Annotated in this window: 15 protein-coding genes; 14 read left to right on the top strand and 1 reads right to left on the bottom strand. The window is 54.5% G+C overall.

Translation table 11 applies throughout. From position 1 onward, the window contains the following. Nucleotides 1-720: 720 nt before the first annotated feature. The 6 genes from MKJ04_RS10930 to MKJ04_RS10905 all read left to right on the top strand — a co-directional run bounded on the left by MKJ04_RS10930 (nucleotide 721) and on the right by MKJ04_RS10905 (nucleotide 7,253). Nucleotides 721-2,862 carry an ATP-binding protein gene (locus tag MKJ04_RS10930; RefSeq protein WP_241641675.1) on the top strand — a complete coding sequence of 714 codons (2,142 nt, stop codon included), beginning with the start codon at nucleotides 721-723 and terminating at the stop codon, nucleotides 2,860-2,862. A 112-nt stretch (nucleotides 2,863-2,974) separates the two neighbouring features. Further along, nucleotides 2,975-3,964 carry a dipeptide epimerase gene (locus MKJ04_RS10925; protein ID WP_241641674.1) on the top strand — a complete coding sequence of 330 codons (990 nt, stop codon included), beginning with the start codon at nucleotides 2,975-2,977 and terminating at the stop codon, nucleotides 3,962-3,964. Nucleotides 3,965-4,317: 353 nt separating this feature from the next. Beyond that, nucleotides 4,318-4,767 carry a MarR family winged helix-turn-helix transcriptional regulator gene (locus tag MKJ04_RS10920; protein ID WP_241641673.1) on the top strand — a complete coding sequence of 150 codons (450 nt, stop codon included), beginning with the start codon at nucleotides 4,318-4,320 and terminating at the stop codon, nucleotides 4,765-4,767. A 39-nt stretch (nucleotides 4,768-4,806) separates the two neighbouring features. Then, nucleotides 4,807-5,481, top strand: coding sequence for a YceI family protein (locus MKJ04_RS10915; RefSeq protein ID WP_241641672.1), 675 nt, complete (start codon nucleotides 4,807-4,809; stop codon nucleotides 5,479-5,481). A 224-nt stretch (nucleotides 5,482-5,705) separates the two neighbouring features. Beyond that, nucleotides 5,706-6,368 carry a YceI family protein gene (locus tag MKJ04_RS10910; protein ID WP_241641671.1) on the top strand — a complete coding sequence of 221 codons (663 nt, stop codon included), beginning with the start codon at nucleotides 5,706-5,708 and terminating at the stop codon, nucleotides 6,366-6,368. 120 nt (nucleotides 6,369-6,488) lie between these two features. Further along, the gene (locus MKJ04_RS10905) at nucleotides 6,489-7,253 is read left to right on the top strand and encodes a DUF6503 family protein (RefSeq protein ID WP_241641670.1); all 765 of its coding nucleotides are present in this window, start codon (nucleotides 6,489-6,491) and stop codon (nucleotides 7,251-7,253) included. 38 nt (nucleotides 7,254-7,291) lie between these two features. On the opposite strand, the gene MKJ04_RS10900 is transcribed toward MKJ04_RS10905, so the two are convergent. Further along, nucleotides 7,292-7,837 carry a hypothetical protein gene (locus MKJ04_RS10900; protein ID WP_241641669.1) on the bottom strand — a complete coding sequence of 182 codons (546 nt, stop codon included), beginning with the start codon at nucleotides 7,835-7,837 and terminating at the stop codon, nucleotides 7,292-7,294. 449 nt (nucleotides 7,838-8,286) lie between these two features. On the opposite strand from MKJ04_RS10900, the gene MKJ04_RS10895 reads away from it, so the two are divergent. The 8 genes from MKJ04_RS10895 (at nucleotide 8,287) to MKJ04_RS10860 (ending at nucleotide 18,219) form a co-directional block, all read left to right on the top strand. Further along, entirely contained in the window at nucleotides 8,287-8,574 is a 288-nt protein-coding gene (locus MKJ04_RS10895) for an ATP-dependent Clp protease adaptor ClpS (RefSeq protein WP_241641668.1), read from the top strand. A gap of 11 nt (nucleotides 8,575-8,585) precedes the next feature. Beyond that, nucleotides 8,586-9,194: a recombination mediator RecR gene (gene recR, locus MKJ04_RS10890; RefSeq protein WP_241641667.1), complete on the top strand. Its 609-nt coding sequence runs from the start codon at nucleotides 8,586-8,588 to the stop codon at nucleotides 9,192-9,194. A gap of 243 nt (nucleotides 9,195-9,437) precedes the next feature. After that, complete coding sequence (locus MKJ04_RS10885) at nucleotides 9,438-11,399, top strand: lectin-like domain-containing protein (RefSeq protein WP_241641666.1); 1,962 nt, start codon at nucleotides 9,438-9,440, stop codon at nucleotides 11,397-11,399. Between the two features lie 9 nt (nucleotides 11,400-11,408). Continuing rightward, complete coding sequence (locus MKJ04_RS10880) at nucleotides 11,409-12,410, top strand: type IX secretion system membrane protein PorP/SprF (RefSeq protein ID WP_241641665.1); 1,002 nt, start codon at nucleotides 11,409-11,411, stop codon at nucleotides 12,408-12,410. A 441-nt stretch (nucleotides 12,411-12,851) separates the two neighbouring features. Then, nucleotides 12,852-14,831: a gliding motility-associated C-terminal domain-containing protein gene (locus tag MKJ04_RS10875; protein WP_241641664.1), complete on the top strand. Its 1,980-nt coding sequence runs from the start codon at nucleotides 12,852-12,854 to the stop codon at nucleotides 14,829-14,831. A gap of 23 nt (nucleotides 14,832-14,854) precedes the next feature. Further along, nucleotides 14,855-15,856, top strand: coding sequence for a type IX secretion system membrane protein PorP/SprF (locus MKJ04_RS10870; protein ID WP_241641663.1), 1,002 nt, complete (start codon nucleotides 14,855-14,857; stop codon nucleotides 15,854-15,856). Nucleotides 15,857-16,006: 150 nt separating this feature from the next. Further along, a complete protein-coding gene (locus MKJ04_RS10865) occupies nucleotides 16,007-17,221 on the top strand; it encodes a pyridoxal phosphate-dependent aminotransferase (RefSeq protein WP_241641662.1) in 1,215 nt (404 codons plus the stop codon). Then, nucleotides 17,221-18,219, top strand: a complete 999-nt coding sequence (locus MKJ04_RS10860) for a bifunctional heptose 7-phosphate kinase/heptose 1-phosphate adenyltransferase (protein ID WP_241641661.1) — start codon at nucleotides 17,221-17,223, stop codon at nucleotides 18,217-18,219. The genes MKJ04_RS10865 and MKJ04_RS10860 overlap by 1 nt, the downstream gene beginning before the upstream one ends.

Here is an 18,219-nt window from a genome sequence, read left to right as displayed (position 1 = left end):
TTTTCGTGCTGTACGCCTTGCATCCTGTACCCGGTTTCTGCAGGATAATACCAATATCGAATGGACTTAGAAGCTGTTTTAAAACCTATTCAAGCGGGAAAGTAGAAATCCTTAAAAGTGGTTAAATGCCGCAGAAATGGCCTTTATGATTATAGTCTCTGTTTCTAAAATAGCTCTCGAATAGGTTTTAAAACAGCTTCTTAGCGTATTAAAGTATTTTCGTGCAGTGTTTATTACTTGCTGTTACGCCATGCCCTCATTCGTCCCCCTTTGAAGGGGGTTAGGGGGATGACACCCCCTGCGTAGAGTCTACTGTGAAATATTTTAGAAGCTGTTTCTCATCAAGCAAGAGCACGAAAGGTACTCCCGGCCGCCTCTCATCCCCCTGCCACCTTCTTCGTCGAGGGCCCCTACCCCCAAGGGGGACTTTTACGAACTGCGCGGCTCTCTTGCGTAACGTCAAATTTGACTGTGCAAATTCTAATTGAGAGTAGTATAAGCACAGCAATGGCTGTGTGTGGCATCAAGTCACTGATTTTGCCTTTTCCCCAAGTTTTCACAGAAGCACTTTACGAGACTTTTTCCCCTGGAAATTTACTTTTTGACGGGATTCGCGTAGCAATTGGCCGGAGACAACAAGAAACCTGTTTCAGGAAAATTCAATCAGTATGCCTATCTTGGCATCCTGACTACAAGCTTACTTATTTTTATCATATTCGCATGTCTGATACGGTTGCCTTTACTATAGACGCTGAAGATACATTTCAACCGGAAGCACTGTTACACAATATTCTGGAGGTGTCGCTTACGGGCATTCTCTTGTTTAAACCGGTATATGACCCAAAATCCGGGGAGATAACAGACCTGGAATACGTTCTGGTGAATGCGGCTGCCCAGCGTATGCTGCAACTGCCCGAGCGGCCCGACAAAACTTTTCTGCAGCTATACCCAAATGCCCTTGAAAAAGGTGTTTTCTCCTTCTATCGGGATACCTTTCTGTCGGGTAAGCCAGCCAGCCACGAGGTGGACTATCAGTTTGACGGCCTCAACAACTTCTTCAAAATCGCGGCGCGCCGGAGCGGAAATGGCCTGGCTGTGAGCTTTACCGACACAGCCGACCACGAGCGCTCTTCGGTAGAGCTTGCCCTGCGCGAAAGCCAGGAACGCGAAAGAGCCGCCCTGGCCGAGGCCGACCTCCAGCGCCACAAGTTCCACCGCGTGATTATGGAGGCGCCAGCGATGTTTTGTATTTTTGAAGGGCCTGATCATGTTTTCAAACTGGTGAATCCGCCCTACCAGCAGCTTGTGGGAGACCGGCCCCTGTTGGGCAAGCCGATCGCCGAAGCCATGCCGGAACTAGATGGGCAACCCTTTTATGCGCATCTGGATAAGGTGTACCGAACCGGGGAAAGCTTCTATGCCCACGAAATGCTGGTGCCGCTGGACCACGACAACTCAGGCGGTGCCCTGGGTCAGAATTACTATAACTTTATATACCAGGCCACGCGCAACCTGAAAGGCGAAATTGACGGGATTCTGGTATTTGCCTACGACGTGACCACCCAGATAACCGCCCGCAAGCAGGTCCAGCAGCTCAACCAGCAACTAGAAGCCCGCGTGCTGGAGCGTACCAAACAGCTGGAAGCCGCCTTGCAGGAAACCGAGAACCAGCGCGAGAAGCTCCGGGAGCAAAAAAGCCTCCTGCAACGCATTCTGGGGCAGGTGCCCGCCTCCATCGCCACCCTTACCGGGCCGCAGCACCGGTATACCTTTTTCAACTCCAGCTACCAGCAGCTGTCCGGCAACCGGACAAAAGTGGGGCGAACGGTGGCGGAGGTGTTCCCGGAAGTTGTGGAGCAGGGCTTCGTTGATCTCCTGGACAAGGTATATACATCAGGGGAGCCCTTTATCGGGGTTGAGATGCCTGCCATGCTGTATGACGCTGCCACGGGAAAGCCCGAGCAGCAGTACGTAGACTTTATTTATCAGCCGCTCATGGATGAGCGCAACCAGACGTTGGGCATTCTGACCTTTATCCTGGATGCCACGGAAAAGGTGCGCGCGCGCCAGCAAGTCCAGCAGCTGAACGAGGAACTGACGGTCGCAAACGCGGCGCTCCAGTCGTCCATCACAAACCTGGGCACCTCAAACGAGCAGCTCATCCGCACCAACGTAGACCTGGATAACTTTATCTATACCGCTTCGCACGATCTGAAAGCACCTATACTTAATATTGAGGGGCTGATGGAGGCGCTGGTGGACCAACTAGGTCCCGACACGCTGCAAACGGAAGTGATGAAGCGCACCATGGACCTGATTTTGGGCTCGGTGCAGCGCTTTAAGCGCACCATAGAGCATCTGACAGAAATCACCAAGCTGCAGAAGGAAAACAACTCCCAGGTGGAGCCGGTTAGCCTCGAAACCATGTTAACCGACGTAAAGTCGGACCTGGTGCCTGTGATTAAGGAAGTGCAGGCAGAACTGGACATCGACGTGAGCGCATGCCCCACCATCTCTTTCTCAGAGAAAAACCTGCGCAGCATCGTCTACAACCTGCTCTCCAACGCCCTCAAGTACCACGCCCCGGAGCGGTCGCTGCTTATACAGGTGCGCTGCTATGCCACCGCCTCCTTTCAGGTTTTCTCGGTGCAGGACAACGGCCTGGGTATGGACCTGACCCGGGAGCACAAGCTCTTCAAGATGTTTAAGCGCCTGCACGACCACGTGGAAGGTACAGGGATCGGCCTTTACATGGTCAAGAAAATCATGGAGAACGCAGGCGGCAAAATTGAGGTGGAGAGCACCGTTGGCGAGGGATCCGTGTTCCGGGTATACTTTCCGCACCCCTCCGGGCAGGCATAGCCATACTGGCCTGAGGGCTGGGCTTGCCGGCAGCATTGGCGGCCACGGTAGCTTTTTAAGATAAAAAAGTGCAAATTAAGTTGTCGGATCCACTCTTAAAAGACAAGGCATTATGCTGACATGGCACATTGAGGCCCTGAACCTCAAACTAAAGTATACCTGGAAGATTGCCCGCAATGCCAGCAACGAGAAACTGAATTTTCTGGTGCAGGTGAGCGACGGCACCTTCAGCGGTTTTGGCGAGGCCGCCCCCAACATCCGCTATGGCGAAACGCCCGACCTGCTGCTGCAGCAGTACCAGGTGCTGTTGATGGCGGGCCTGGCCCACATGAAAAGCATGGAGGACCTGCTGCAACTGCTGCAGGAGCACCCCCCGGTCAATGCGCTGCGGTTCGCCATTGAGTCGGCTTACCTGCATTACTTTTGCCAGCACAAGGGCATCGCGGTCCACCAACTGCTGGGCCAGCCCGCGCCGGGCCCGCAGGCCACGTGCTATTCGCTACCGATTATGGAGGCGGGGCAGGTGCAAGCGTTTATGCAGGCGCACAACCTGGGGCGCTTTCGCAGCCTGAAGGTAAAAGTGAACCAGGAACAGGGGCTGGACCTGGTGCAGGAGGTACTGCGGACGACAAGCGCCAGCGTGGTGATAGACGGCAATGAAAGCTGGCAGACTCCCGACGATTTGATAACATTTCTGCATGCCCTGGACGCCAGCAGGGTACTGTTTGTGGAGCAGCCGATGCCCGCCTCGCATGCCGCCGCCTATGCCCACATCAAGGAGAGCAGCCCGATCCCCCTGGTGGCGGACGAGTCGGTGACCGACATGGCCGATTTTGAGCTGCTGCGCAACGAGTTTCACGGCATCAACATCAAGCTGATGAAGGCGGGTGGTTACCTGAACGCGGTGCGCCTGCTAAAGGAGGCCCGGAAGCACGGCATGATGGTGATGCTGGGCTGCATGGTAGAGACGTCGCTGGGGATATGGTCGGCGATGCAGCTGAGCGGCGCCTTCGACTTCGCTGATCTGGACGGCTTCCTGATTGTGGAGAATGAGCCATTCCAACTGGTGCAGGAGCAGGAGGGTATGATTTACCTGAAATAAGCTTTCAGCCCTTTATACTTCCTAATGCCACTGAGCTTGTTTGAGTTTTGATTTTGGAGGCGAAACCAGGGGTATAAAATTTTGACAAAGCTCATGTTGCGGGGAATGGCAGCGCTATTGCCCGCAACATGGCGCGGCCTGGTGGTTGCGGGGAAGCTACGGTCAGGTTTTGAAAGCACGCATGTGCAGCCCAAAGGGTAAATTTTATATATACGCTCTCCATTATAACTCTCACTTTTACAAGGCATTCTAAATAATCAGAAAGATTGAACTAAAAATAAACGGTATGAGTTGTTTGTACATTAAATGTATGTACATATATTTGCATCATCAGAAAGGAACCGGACAGCAGCATGAAGATTGAAGAAGAAATAAAGCAAAGCTCCTTCAAGAGCGAACACCAGAAAGCGCACATCAACCTGATTTATACCTCTGGCTGGGTGCAGCAGGCGCAGGCGAGCATCTTTAAGCCTTTCGGCGTTACCCTGCCGCAGTATAATGTGCTGCGCATCCTGCGGGGGCAACACCCCAAGCCCGCCACCATCAGCCTGCTGATTGAGCGCATGCTGGACAAAACCTCCAACGCATCCCGGATTGTGGACAAGCTGGAGGCCAAGGAGCTCGTGACGCGCAAGCAGTGCCCTGCCGACCGCCGCACCGTAGACGTGCTGATCACGGAGAAGGGCCTGACCCTTTTGAAAGAGATGGACGCACTGGAAGGTGGCCAGGGAACCGGCATCAGCAACCTGACCGTGGAGGAGGCAAAGCAGCTCAACACGCTCCTCGACAAGATCAGAGACTAACTGGCATACACAAACAACTCATACCTAGAATTAAATCAAATGAAGAAAATCACAATCCTCGCTGCCCTTGTAGGTGCATTTATGACTACGGCCCAGGCCGGTACCAACCCTAAGCCAACCACCGCCACTACCGAGGTGGCCGCTCCCGCAAAGGCGCGTACCTATAAAGTGGATGTGGCAAAGAGCGACGCCAAATGGCACGCCAAAAAAGTGACGGGCGAGCACATGGGCAACCTCAGCCTGAAAAGCGGCCAGATGGACGTGCAGGGCAACAAAGTGGTGGGCGGAACCTTTGCCTTCGACATGAACTCCATCAACTGCACCGACATTAAGGATGCCGAGTATAACCAGAAGCTGATTGGGCACCTGAAGTCAGACGATTTCTTCAGCGTGGAGAAAAACCCGACCGCTACCTTCAAAATAACGAGCGTGAAGCCAATGGCCAAGGCGGCGGCTGGCAAGGAAAACGCCACCGTAACCGGCGACCTGACCATCAAAGGCATCACTAAGGCAGTCACGTTTCCGGCCACCATCACGGTGAAGGATGGCGTGGCTTCCGCAAAGGCAGACGTAACCATAGACCGCACACAGTTTGACATCCGCTACGGCTCCAAGAGCTTCTTCGACAACCTGGGCGACAAAGCCATCCACGATGATTTTGTGGTGAGCATTGACGTGACCGCCAACCAGGCTGCCGTCACAGCGCAGAAGTAAGCCATACCCTCTTCACCCGGAAATTGCCGGGTGAAGAGGGTAATTAGCAGGAAAAGAGCAAGATAAGAAACTGCCGGTGCCTGCTCTCTGACCCCAGAAATGAACTAATTAGCTTAGGCGTTGTTCTGGTTTAAATGTATATACATATATTTGTGCCGTGCCCCGGCTTTTCTGCCGGAAACCACACAGGTATTTTTTTTTGAATAAGTAAAAACATCACAATTATGAGAAGAACAGCCATTTATGCTTCTTTTGCCGCAGCACTTTTGTTTTCGGCCTGTAACAGCAACACCGCCGAAACCGCAGAAACCACTGAGACGATAGCAGAAGCGCCTATCACCGGAGAGGGCGAGACTTATAACGTTGTGACAGAGAAAAGCGAGGTAAGCTGGAACGGCAAGAAAGTGACCGGCGAGCACTCCGGAAACATAAACTTGCAGAGCGGCGAGCTGACTGTAGCCGGCGAACAGCTGACAGGCGGTACCCTGGTTATGGACATGACCTCGATCTCGAACTCCGACATTACCAGCGCCGAAGACAAGCAGAAGCTGGAAGGCCACCTGAAGTCGGATGATTTCTTTGGCGTGGAGAACCACCCAACCGCTAAATTCGAGATTACCAGCGCGGCCCCTATCGCAGGAGCAGCCGCAGGCGAGCCGAACTATACCGTGACAGGCAACCTGACAATCAAGGGCAAGACGAACGCAGTTACCTTCCCGGCTACCATCAACATGGCAGACGGTATGGTGAACGCCAAGGCAGACGTGACCGTGGACCGCACGAAGTATGACATCCGCTACGGCTCTAACAGCTTTTTCGATAACCTGGGCGACAAGGCGATTAACGATGAGTTTACCGTAGCCTTCGACCTGACTGCTCAGCAGTAAGGCATCGCATACCCCATCTACACCGCCCTGCACTTTCCGAAGCGCGGGGCGGTTTTCGTTTATACCCCCCTGGCTGCATTCCGGGCGAATGCTTACCTTTGGCTATATTTTCAGCATGATATGAGAAACCTGATTCAACGCTTACAGATTTTGGTATGGCTGGTGTTGCTTGCCACCACAGGCTGCACAGGCAGCAAAAACTCAGATGCCCAGGAGGTGGTAGATGCCGCCATAGCCGCGCACGGTGGCCAGCACATAGACAAAAAAGCCATCACGTTCCGGTTCCGGGGCAGGCAGTACCGTGCCCTCCGCGATAACGGAGCCTTCGTATACAGCCGCACCTTCACCGACGACTCCACGGGGCAGCGCATCCACGACGTGCTGCGCAACAGCGGCTTCCAGCGCACGATAGATGATGCCGTGGCGGAAGTGCCGCAGGAGAGGCAGGACGCGTATAGCGCCTCTGTAAACTCCGTAATCTACTTTGCGCTGCTGCCCTATTTCCTGAACGATGAGGCGGTGCAGAAAAAATACCTGGGAGAAGCCACCGTGAAAGGTGAGCCCTACCAAAAGGTGCAGGTGACGTTTGCGGCTGACGGCGGCGGCGAGGACCACGAGGATGTGTTCGTCTACTGGTTCCATAAGGAGCGCCATACCCTCGATTACCTGGCATACAGCTACGCCGAGGACAACGGTGATGAAGGCACCCGTTTCCGGGAGGCAACCAACCCACGCGAGGTAAGCGGCATCCGCTTTCAGGACTACAACAACTACTCCGCGAAAGAGCGCTTTCCGCTAGAGAACTACGACCGGGCCTTTGAGGCTGGCAAGCTGGAGAAACTGTCGGAGATCAACCTGGAGGATATCAAGGTAAGCGGGATTTGATTTAGCTAGCTTATACCGTATGACTCCCCGCTGAAGGGTTACTCTGTCTCAAAAACGTGGGGCAGGGCAGCGGGCAGGGGCGTGTGGCGGCTGTGCAATTGCTGCAGAAAACCATCCAGTTCAGGCTTATACTCCAGATGGTAATCTTCGTGCAGGTTCTTGCGGATCAGCTGTATGGTGCGCAGCAGCAGACGCGCCGTGGCGGTATAAAAGCCTTTGTAGTAGCTGTCGAACTGCCCGGTGAAGTTGTCGAAAATCAGGCGCAGCGTGTACAGGTGCAGGTCTACTTCGGCTTTCGGGCTTTTGGTGATGCGCTTGAAACTGGCAATTTCCTTCAGCACTTTCCGCAGGGCCCTGGTCAGCGCCTTGGTCAGGTTGCGGCCCGTGGCGTTTAGCAGCAGCGCATGGATCCTGTCGGCGCTCTGGGCAAACACCTCCTCCAGCGTCACGTCCTCAACCAGTTCATAGGAGAGCATCGCATACAACTCGGCGTCGCGGCGGGCTGCTTTCAGAATAATCGCTTCTTTTTCTTTGTCGGTGAGCCGTTTTACAGCCTGGCGGAAATCCGCGGATATGGTTGGCATAGGGTAGTCCGGAAGGTTTTGGAGGCCCAGCAAATGCAGCTGGCGGGCAGTGGCGCGCCTGCTTGGGTACCCAAGGTTATTTTAAGTTTAGTTAACGCTACAAGGGCCTACGGAAAAGCAGCGATTTTGTGTGGCCACCGGCATAGCGGCAATTTCTGCAAAAATAGTGCATTTATGGTTTTTCGTCAACAAAGGGGCACTTGAAGTGAGCAGCGCGGCGAAGCAAAACAACCGGCCGTGTTCACTTGTAGCCATGGAAGTGGTCTAGCGGCAACATATATCGGTAAATCCGTGGGAGGCAGGAATCATACAGACCACGGTATTGTTAAACACTAGCGCCGGATCAATGCCCGCCGGATCAATGCCGGATCAAACAAATAAGGCAAAAGAAAGGGGTTAGCCGCTGCCGCTGACTTCGTTAAGTGCTTAAAAATTCGTAATTTTGCATCATGAATTGGGATAGAGAAATTTTACATAAAGAACAGGATGAGGTCGAATTGCTGGAAGAGAGCACCGAGCTGCATAACCTGGTGGTATACAACGACGACGTGAATACCTTCGACCACGTGATCGAAACGCTGATCAAGGTATGCCGGCACACGGCCGAGCAGGCCGAGCAGTGTACCCTGCTGATCCATTACAAAGGCAAGTGCACCGTGAAGGTAGGGTCTTATGAAGAACTGGCGGGCATGTGCACCTCGCTGCACGCCAAAGACCTTTCCGCAAATATCGAATAGAAGGGAGATTGATGAATTTTCCGTCTAAGTTAATTGAGAATGCGGTGGAGGAACTGGCCAAGCTCCCGGGCATCGGCAGGAAAACCGCGTTGCGCCTGGCCTTGCACCTGCTGAAAGAGGAGTCGGAAACGACATACGCGCTGGCGGAATCGCTGGCAAAAATGCGCACCGACGTAAAGCACTGCACACAGTGCCACAACATCTCGGACGCAGAGGTGTGCAGCATCTGCGCCAACCCGCTGCGCGACAAAAGCGTGCTCTGCGTGGTGAGCGACATCCGGGATGTGATTGCCATTGAGAACACTTCGCAGTACAAGGGCCTATACCATGTGCTCGGCGGCGTGATCTCTCCCCTCGAAGGCGTTGGCCCCTCTGACTTGCAGATCGAGTCGTTGCTGGAGCGCCTGCCAGCCTCTGAGGTGAAGGAAATCCTGCTGGCCATCAGCCCGACCATGGAGGGCGACACCACCGCCTTTTACCTGACCCGCAAGCTCCGCGAGTACCCCCTGCGCATCACCACCATCGCGCGCGGCGTGCCGGTGGGCGGCGAACTGGAGTATACCGATGAGATTACACTTGGCCGCAGCATCGTAGAGCGCACCGCCTACGGCAAGGTATAGGAACCCCAGCCCCTAAACGACAGAAGGCATACTGTCGTTTAGGGGCTGGGGTTCCTATACCTTGTTATGATACTGAGTTTACAAAGCCTTTTTCAGCACGCCTCTCCAGCCCATCTCGAAATAATATGAAATTATGTTTTTATTTACATATTTTGTTGTTATAATGGAGTAATGAACAAGCTGTTACCAATAGAGACGTCTGCCGTTTTCACCTTTAAAAAGTGCTTTTACTCCCTCCTATGTGTGTTTTTGATCGCAATTTCTGCTCCTTCTATAGTCCTGGCGCAGTTCGTGACCCGCGGCGATGCTGTGAAATTGTCAGGGATGTGCTACAAAATAACAGAGGACAGGCTGGAGCGGTATGGTTCGATATGGGCAGATAAGAAAATTGACCTGACAAAGCCCGTTGAGCTGGAATTTATAATTTACATGGGTACCAAGGATAAGGAAGGTGCCGATGGCATCGCATTTCTGTTCCACAACGACTCCAGGGGATTTGAGGCCACGGGTGCCACTGGCGGGGGGCTTGGTTTTTCGCAACCCTACGGCATCAGCCCTTCAGTGGCAATAGAGTTTGATACCTGGCATAACGAGAACGACCCGGCCGACATCGCAGTAGACCACACCGCCCTGAGCTATAACGGCGATATTAGCCGCCCCAAAGTAGCCGCCATCCAGATCGACCCGAACAACCCAGATGTGGAGAACAACCAATGCCATACCTACAGAATTTCGTGGAACCCGGAAACAAAGCAATTAAAGCTGTTCTTTGACGGTCAGGAGCGCTTCAACCATACCGATGACATCGTAAGAAACGTGTTTAGGGGTAGCGCAGAGGTATACTATGGCTTTACAGGTTCCACGGGCGGCAACTCAAACGAACAGACCATCTGTGTGCTGGGGTATGGGGGCGAGCCCGTTGCAACAGACGATTTTGTGGAGGCCGAGCCAGGTAAACCCATCACAGTGGATGTGCTTGCAAACGATACGCATACCGGTGGCACCACCCTCACCCTCACAAGTATCGTGCATCAGGAAGGGCAGGGAACTGTTGAAATCGCCGGGGGCAAGTTAATCTATACCCCAGATGCATGGACTGCCGAGGCCGACGACGTGCTCACCTATGAGGTTAGTGATGCCGGATCAGGGCAGTGCTATGCCAAAACCACTACTGCAAAAGTGCGGATAAAGGTAAGGTGCAATCTGCCGCTAGCCCCTGCGGAGATAGTTGCTGCAGGCCCCATTTCTTTTTGTGAGGGAGGACAGGTGAAATTGCTAGTGCCGGGTATGGTCGGCCCTACCTATACCTGGAAAAAGGACGGTAAACCGTTTAAGGCTCAAAGCCAGGAGATAACCGTAAAGCAATTGGGAAGCTATACCGTGGATGTGACCACCGTTTGCGGTACAGTTACGGCAAGCCCGGTTGTGGTACAGGTTTTCCCGTTGCCTGGTTCGCCGGTGGCACCTGCTGTCGAAAGATGCGGCCCTGGTGCAGTTACGCTAACGGCTACTGGTGGCAAAAATGGGGAGTACCGCTGGTATACCGCATCATCAGGCACGGCATCGATGGATGGTGAGACGGGCCCAAGCTATACATCCCCGGCACTTACTGACACCACAACTTATTATGTTTCGCTAGTTCGGAATGGGTGTGAGAGCACTCGTGAGCCAGTGAAGGCGGCGGTTCATCCCATTCCAGACATCGCGCCTGTTGCAACGCATATCATTACCCAAGGCGATGCCATAACACTAAACAAACCGGACAGCAATGCAGGCACCCGCTATGCGTGGTCCCCTGCCTTCGGCCTGAGCGACCCCAACGCCGCTGACCCAATAGCCAGCCCCGAAGAAACAACCCGCTACACGGTGGTGGCCATTACTGCAGCCGGTTGCCAGGTAACGGGCCAGGTGAATGTGTTGGTGCGGCAGAAAATAATGGTGCCCAATGCCTTCTCCCCAAACGGAGACGGGATGAATGAAACCTGGGAAATAAAAACGCTGGAGGCGTACCCTACGGCCAGGGTTGAGGTGTATGACCGGTGGGGGACACGCGTTTTTGATAAAGTGCGCTATACCAGCGAGTGGGACGGGACCTTTGGGGGCAGGCCGCTGCCCGTCAGTACCTATTATTATGTTATCACCCTTCCTGAGGATATACAGGGGCAAGGCAAGAAAATAACGGGCTCTGTTAGTATTGTACATTAAAAGATAGCCATGCACCTTAAAACAGCTTCCTTCTTACTCTTGCTGCTGCTATCTCCTTTGCGCGTCTTCGCACAGCAAAAGCCACAATATAGCCAATACATGCTCAATAATTTTTTACTGAACCCTGCTATATCCGGCATTGAGGAATACATGGATGTGAAGACAGGTTTCCGGAACCAGTGGACTGGGATTGACGATGCGCCTCAAAACTTTTACCTCAGCCTGCACACCAAGCTCACCAAGAATGAAAAGCCCGCCCCGGCGGCGATAAACAAAACCCCTTCGTTTGCGGCATCACGCGAAGCCCGGAGCATCTACCGGAGTGCCAACGCAGTGCCGCACCACGGAATTGGCCTGTTGTTGCTGCACGATAACATCGGGCCTTTTTCGCGCACCGAGGTTAATGTGTCCTATGCCTATCATCTGCCTTTGACAGATAAAGTGAAGCTTGCGGCAGGTGCGGCGGCGGGTGTGGCACAGCATGCGCTCAGAGGAGAGGGGCTTGTGTTTGCAAACCCGGGGGATGCGGCTGGCGCAAGCTGGACGACATACAGGCCCAACCTGAGTCTCGGGGTATGGTTATATGCCAGTGGTTTTTATGCCGGGCTCTCCGCCAGCGAACTGCTGAGTAACACCGTCTCCATTGGAGATGATGCTGGGATGGCCATAGGTTTTAAGAACCACTATTTCTTCACGGCTGCTTACAAGATTCCGGCATCTACAAAAATAGACCTGCTGCCGTCTGTAATGGTCAAGCTGCTGTATCCCCTTCCGGTGTCTGTGGACTATAACTTGCGCGCCATTTACGACAACAAGCTATGGGCAGGAGTTTCTTACAGGCAACAGGAGGGCCTTGCCTTTCTGGCAGGCATAACATGGGATAAAATAGTTGACCTGGGCTATTCCTATGATTTGGGCACCACTTCGCTCGGTGGCGTAAGCCACGAGGTGGTGCTGGGGGTGCGCATACTCAGCCCCAATCGTATGCTTTCGTCTCAAAACCTGTGGTAGCCAAATCAAGTACAGCTTGCTAACTCCTTTCCACTAAGGTATGAAAAGTCAAAATTAGCAAGGAGCTTAACTGTTCTTCTTGCGCAGGATTTTTCTAAACACGTAGTATCTAATACACCCTTCCCTCTTAAAAGCGAGTAGATTTTCCCAATAATATTATTTGTCCTTTTTCTGAATTTTATGCCCTCTCTCCAGGAACTATATATAAAATGATATTGTCTTAAATTTGCTTATTTTTTTACATTATAAATATAAAAAATAGATATTTTTTATATAAAGTTAATATTAGTTATTAGTATTATTCATAATAAATAACTGTTACTTGTACTTATGCAGGCTTCACCCTCAAGCATGAAAATTACTAGTAGTGGCTGGCAAAGCTTGAGCCTATATGCGATAATATTGGTTATATTCTTCTTTGTAGTACCTGTTGAGCACAGCATGGGAGCAGGGAAAATTGTTTACCCGATACAGCAAAGCCCCTGCACCTCTCCTGAAAAGCCAAAAATCTCAGCCAATGGCCCCACTAACCTGTGCTCGGGCGGAAGCGTGCTGCTCACATCCACGGCTGGCAGTAGGTATAAATGGAGCAACGGGGCCACCACACCCGCCATTACCGTGACCCGAGCCGGCACCTACACCGTGGAAGTGACCGATGCCAACGGGTGCGTGGGGAAAGCCGATGAGGTGGTGGTGCAGGTGGCCGACAAGCTCAAGACGCCCACCATTCAGTATACCGGTCAGTTAATCGTGTGCCAGGAGGGCAGCCTTAAAATGACGGTGGCAGCTCAGGAGGGCGCCTCCTATGTATGGAAAAGGAACGGCGTGGAGGTAGCCGATAATACCAACGCGTACACAGCGAGTCAGGCAGGCGTGTATACCGTGGAGCTATCCAATTTCTGCGGAGCGGTGAGCAGCTCCAACAGGGTCGAGTTTAAGATACAGATGCCGCTGCCCGCTTTTGAGGTGAAGGCAGCGGGCAAGCTGGTCTTTTGCAAAGGAGCCAGCGTGAAGCTCTCGGTGCCGCTTTACCCTGATGTGACCTATGCGTGGTTCCGGGATGGAGCCTCCGTGCCGGGCGGCACAAACGAGCTGCTGGCGCAGGAGGCAGGTACCTACACGGCGAGCATCACCAACAAATGCGGCACCTATACCAGCGGCAACAGCCAAACAGTGGAACTGCTGCCCCTCCCAAATCCGCCTGCAGCGCAGCAAACCGTGGGCTGCCTCCAGACTTCCGTAGCCCTTACGGCAACAGGCGGCAGCCCCGGCATGTACAGGTGGTATAGCGAAGCAATAGGCGGTACAGCCATTGCCGGTGCACAGGACGCTACATTCACCACACCCCAGCTTTCAGCCTCCACCACCTATTACGTGGCCCTGACCAACGGACAGTGCGAGAGCGAGCGGGTAGCAGTAGAGGCTCTTATCCTGACCAAGCCTGTGGCGCCAGAAATTGCCGTGAACGGGGATATAGAGTTTTGCGCGGGCGGCGCAGTAGAGCTCAGCACCGAGGCCAACACAACCCTCACCTATACCTGGCTGCGCGATGGAAAAGCGTATGCCACAGGCAGTAACACGCTGCAGGCCACCGAGAGCGGCTCTTATACCGTGCAGGTACAAAACGCCTGCGGCACAGCCGTGTCTTCTTCCAGAATCATCGTGCGGGTACGGCCCGTGCCAGCGGTGCCTGTGGTGCAGCCGCAGGCAAGCGCATGCGGCCCCGGGGAGGTGACCATTGCAGCCTCGGGAGGGGCGGCCGGGGAATATAGATGGTATGAAAGCGCCACTGCCGCCACTGCCCTCGATGCTTCCACCAGCGGAACCTTCACGACGCCCTTTCTGCAAAGCAGCCGCACGTATTATGTGTCGCTCGTCAAGAAAGGCTGCGAAAGCGCGCGCGTGCCCGTGGCCGTAACGGTTAATCCGGTGCCCCAGGCCGTGGCAAGCGCCCAGGATACGGAGATCAACTTTGGCGAGAGCACTCAGCTGAGCGGCAGTGGGGGCACGCGCTACAGCTGGAGCCCCGCACGCGGACTGGACAACCCATTGGCGGCCAGTCCGGTTGCCACGCCAGACCAGACCACCCGCTATACCCTGACGGTGCAAAACGAGGAAGGCTGCGCTGACACAACCAGTCTGGTGGTGGCGGTGCGCCAGCAACTGTCTATACCCAATGCCTTCTCCCCGAACGGAGACGGGGTGAACGACACCTGGGAGATTGCCAACATCAACTACCTTCCGGAGGCAAAGGTGCTGGTCTACAACCGCTGGGGCAACGTTATTTTTGAGCGGACCAATTACCGCAGCGACTGGAACGGGACGTACCGGGGTGCGCCGCTGCCCGTCAGCACCTATTTCTATGTCATCACCGTGCCGGGAGGCAGGAAGTTTACCGGCTACGTCAATATCGTGAATTAACCCACAGGCCAGAGGATCAGCTTATGAAACTACCATTACCCCTTCTCCTTGTCTTCTGCCTCCCTATGCTGGTGCGCGGGCAACAGAAACCGCAGTACAGCCAGTATGCCATCAACAATTACCTGCTGAATCCCGCTATCGCGGGGATAGAGGCCTATGCTGACGTGAAAGTCGGGAACCGGAGCCAGATGTCCGGCATCGAAGGCGAGCCCACTACCTTTTACCTCAGCGCCCACGCCCCGATCGGGTATACCTCCAGGGGAGGGCAGGGCCATGCCAACCGGTCGTCCCCGGCGTTTGGCGGCGGCAACAAAGGGGTCCGTATCAGCCAGCAGTTCAGGCCGCACCACGGTATAGGCATCCTGGCCGTGCACGATCGCTTTGGGGCCTTTGCCCGAACCGAGGCAAGTGTGGCGTATGCCTACCACCTGGGCCTGTCGCGGGAGGTGCGGCTCTCGGGAGGGCTGAGCGCGGGCCTCATCCAGCAGCAGCTGCGCTCCTACAAGCTGGTGTTCGCCAACCCCACAGACGCAGCCAACTCCGACTGGAACATGGTGAAGCCCAACCTGGCGGCAGGGCTCTGGCTCTACGGCAGCCACTTCTACCTCGGGGCCTCGGCCACGCAGCTGCTGGGCAACACCGTGAATTTCGACAACGCCGTGGAGGAGCGCAACCTGCTCTACCAGCATACCTTCCTGACGGGCGCTTACCGGTTCGACATAACTGACGAGCTCAGCCTGATTCCGTCCGTGATGGCTATGTGGGTGCAGGAACTGCCCGGCTCCTTTGACTTTAACCTCCGGGCCGTGTATGACAACAGGCTGTGGGTGGGGGGCAGTTACCGCCAAAACGGCAACTACGCGGTGCTTGCGGGCGTCACCATCAACCATATCTTCGACCTGGGCTATGCGTACGACCGCGGGGCACCGGCTTTTAATGGGGTTGGCCTGGGCAATAACGAGGTGGTGATCGGGATGCGCGTCTTCAACAAGGCCAAGGTACTGTGCCCAAGTAACCTCTGGTAAGCAGGGGTATGGCCGCCGCCGATACACCATCTCAGCAAAACAATGCTTCCTGTTGATTTATTTCTTTGGCATTTAAGGGCGCGATAAAAAGTAAAGCTGCTGGAATATCTGTGGCTTTATGATTAAATTGCCAGCTTAACCTTAAAACTAATGCAAAATACGAAGGAAGTAAGATCAGCACTGTCAGACAGAATCTTAGCCTTGTCTGAATCTCAAACCATCGCCATGGCCAAAAAGGCACGTGAATTGGCGGCGCAGGGGTTTGATGTCATAAACCTGAGCTTTGGCGAGCCGGATTTCCAGACGCCACAGTACATCAAGGACGCGGCCAAGAAGGCCATCGACGACGGGTTTACCTTTTATACGCCTGTGCCCGGCTACCCGGAACTGCGACAGGAGATCGTGAACAAGTTTAAGCGCGACAATAACCTCGACTATAAGCCGGAGAACATCGTGGTGTCTACCGGTGCCAAGCAAAGCATCGCCAATGCCGTGATGTGCCTAATCAACCCCGGCGACGAGGTGGTGATCTTCTCGCCATACTGGGTATCTTACGAGGAGATCGTAAAGCTGGCGGAAGGCGTGTCGGTGCCGATCATGGGCCGTCTGGAGAACGACTACAAAGTGACGGCCGCTGAGCTGGAGAAGGCCATCACGTCCAGCACGAAGCTGGTGATGTACTCTTCGCCCTGCAACCCGACCGGTGCCGTGTTCGACGAGGAGGAACTCCGGGCCATCGCGAAAGTGCTGGAGAAATACCCGGATGTATACGTTATCGCCGATGAGATATATGAGTACATCAACTTTGGGGACAAGCATTTCAGCCTGGCCTGTGTGGATGCCATCAAAGACCGTGTCGTGACCGTGAACGGCTTCTCGAAAGGGTATGCCATGACGGGTTGGCGCGTGGGCTATATGGCCGCCAACAAAGAGATCGCCTCGGCCTGCGACAAGCTGCAAAGCCAGATCACGTCCGGCACTTGCTCTATCTCGCAGAAAGCCGCCGCCGCCGCCTTGCAGGGTGGTAAAGAGTCGGCCATGGAAATGGCAGAGGCCTACCGCCGCCGCCGCGACCTCGTGCTCGACTTCATGAAGGACATCGAAGGGTTTAAGACCTACCTGCCAAACGGCGCGTTTTATATCTTCCCGGACGTGAGCCACTACTTTGGCAAAAGCTTCGAGGGGCAGACGATTGAGAACTCTGAGGACCTGAGCATGTTCCTGCTCTCCGATGCCCACGTGGCAGCAGTGGGTGGAGAGGCCTTTGGAGCGCCGCAATGCATCCGCTTCTCTTTCGCCACTTCAGACGAAAAGCTTACAGAGGCCCTGCGCCGTATCAAGAGCAGCCTCGCTAAATTGCAGTAATGAATCAACACACAAGTTTGGAAGACCTCTTCGAGGCCTTTAACAGGCTTACGGTGCTGGTGGTGGGAGACGTGATGATTGATTCATACCTATGGGGGAAGTCAACACGGATCTCACCCGAGGCCCCGGTGCCTATCGTGAATGTGGTGCAGCGCGAGAAGCGCCTGGGCGGGGCCGCCAACGTGGCCCTGAACGTAGAGGCCCTGGGTGCCACCCCATTACTTTGCTCTGTGATCGGCGATGACCAGGACGGGGCCGATTACCTGCGCCTGATGGAGGAGAAAGGCCTGTCGACCGAAGGCATCCTGCGGAGCCCGGAGCGCGTGACCACCATCAAGCACCGCATTATTGCCGGGGCGCAACAGCTGCTGCGCGTCGACTCCGAGATAGAGCATAACCTTACCCAACAAGAGGAACAGCAACTCGAAGAGCGCTACCTGAAACTGCTGGAGAATGCCGACGTGGTGATTTTTGAAGACTACGACAAAGGTGTTTTCTCGGAGCAGAACATCCAGCGCTTCCTGCAGCTTGCCAACGCGCGCGGCATCCCGAGCGTGGTAGACCCCAAAAAGAAAAATTTCCTCAGCTATACCGGATGCACCCTGTTCAAGCCTAACCTGAAGGAGCTGAAAGAGGGCCTGAAGGTGGAGTTTGCCAACGAGAACCTGCCCGCCTTCGAGGAGGCAGTGGCTGAGTTGCAGAAACGCCTGGAGGTGCAGAATGTGCTGGTCACCCTGTCGGAGCGGGGTGTCTTTGTGGCCGATGGCACCGAGAAAACATACATTGAGGCCCACCGCCGTTCCATTTCTGACGTATCTGGTGCGGGCGACACCGTGATCAGCATTGCGGCGCTGTGCATGGCCATGCGTACCTCAAAAGAGTTTATGGCCAGCCTCAGCAACCTGGGCGGAGGCCTGGTGTGCGAGCAGGTGGGGGTCGTGCCCATCAACAAATCCCGGCTGCTAGAGGAAGCCGGGCATCTTAGGCTAGCGGAATAG

Origin of the sequence: Pontibacter sp. E15-1 (assembly GCF_022601975.1) — a bacterium.
Classification (GTDB): domain Bacteria; phylum Bacteroidota; class Bacteroidia; order Cytophagales; family Hymenobacteraceae; genus Pontibacter.
This window is presented reverse-complemented; position numbering and strand designations above follow the sequence as displayed.

Bases quoted from the DNA above. Each gene is read 5' to 3' on its own strand.
- MKJ04_RS10930 (WP_241641675.1), top strand. From the start codon at position 721: ATGTCTGATACGGTTGCCTTTACTATAGACGCTGAAGATACATTTCAA.
- MKJ04_RS10925 (WP_241641674.1), top strand. From the start codon at position 2,975: ATGCTGACATGGCACATTGAGGCCCTGAACCTCAAACTAAAGTATACC.
- MKJ04_RS10920 (WP_241641673.1), top strand. From the start codon at position 4,318: ATGAAGATTGAAGAAGAAATAAAGCAAAGCTCCTTCAAGAGCGAACAC.
- MKJ04_RS10915 (WP_241641672.1), top strand. From the start codon at position 4,807: ATGAAGAAAATCACAATCCTCGCTGCCCTTGTAGGTGCATTTATGACT.
- MKJ04_RS10910 (WP_241641671.1), top strand. From the start codon at position 5,706: ATGAGAAGAACAGCCATTTATGCTTCTTTTGCCGCAGCACTTTTGTTT.
- MKJ04_RS10905 (WP_241641670.1), top strand. From the start codon at position 6,489: ATGAGAAACCTGATTCAACGCTTACAGATTTTGGTATGGCTGGTGTTG.
- MKJ04_RS10900 (WP_241641669.1), bottom strand. From the start codon at position 7,837: ATGCCAACCATATCCGCGGATTTCCGCCAGGCTGTAAAACGGCTCACC.
- MKJ04_RS10895 (WP_241641668.1), top strand. From the start codon at position 8,287: ATGAATTGGGATAGAGAAATTTTACATAAAGAACAGGATGAGGTCGAA.
- recR (WP_241641667.1), top strand. From the start codon at position 8,586: ATGAATTTTCCGTCTAAGTTAATTGAGAATGCGGTGGAGGAACTGGCC.
- MKJ04_RS10880 (WP_241641665.1), top strand. From the start codon at position 11,409: ATGCACCTTAAAACAGCTTCCTTCTTACTCTTGCTGCTGCTATCTCCT.
- MKJ04_RS10875 (WP_241641664.1), top strand. From the start codon at position 12,852: ATGGGAGCAGGGAAAATTGTTTACCCGATACAGCAAAGCCCCTGCACC.
- MKJ04_RS10870 (WP_241641663.1), top strand. From the start codon at position 14,855: ATGAAACTACCATTACCCCTTCTCCTTGTCTTCTGCCTCCCTATGCTG.
- MKJ04_RS10865 (WP_241641662.1), top strand. From the start codon at position 16,007: ATGCAAAATACGAAGGAAGTAAGATCAGCACTGTCAGACAGAATCTTA.
- MKJ04_RS10860 (WP_241641661.1), top strand. From the start codon at position 17,221: ATGAATCAACACACAAGTTTGGAAGACCTCTTCGAGGCCTTTAACAGG.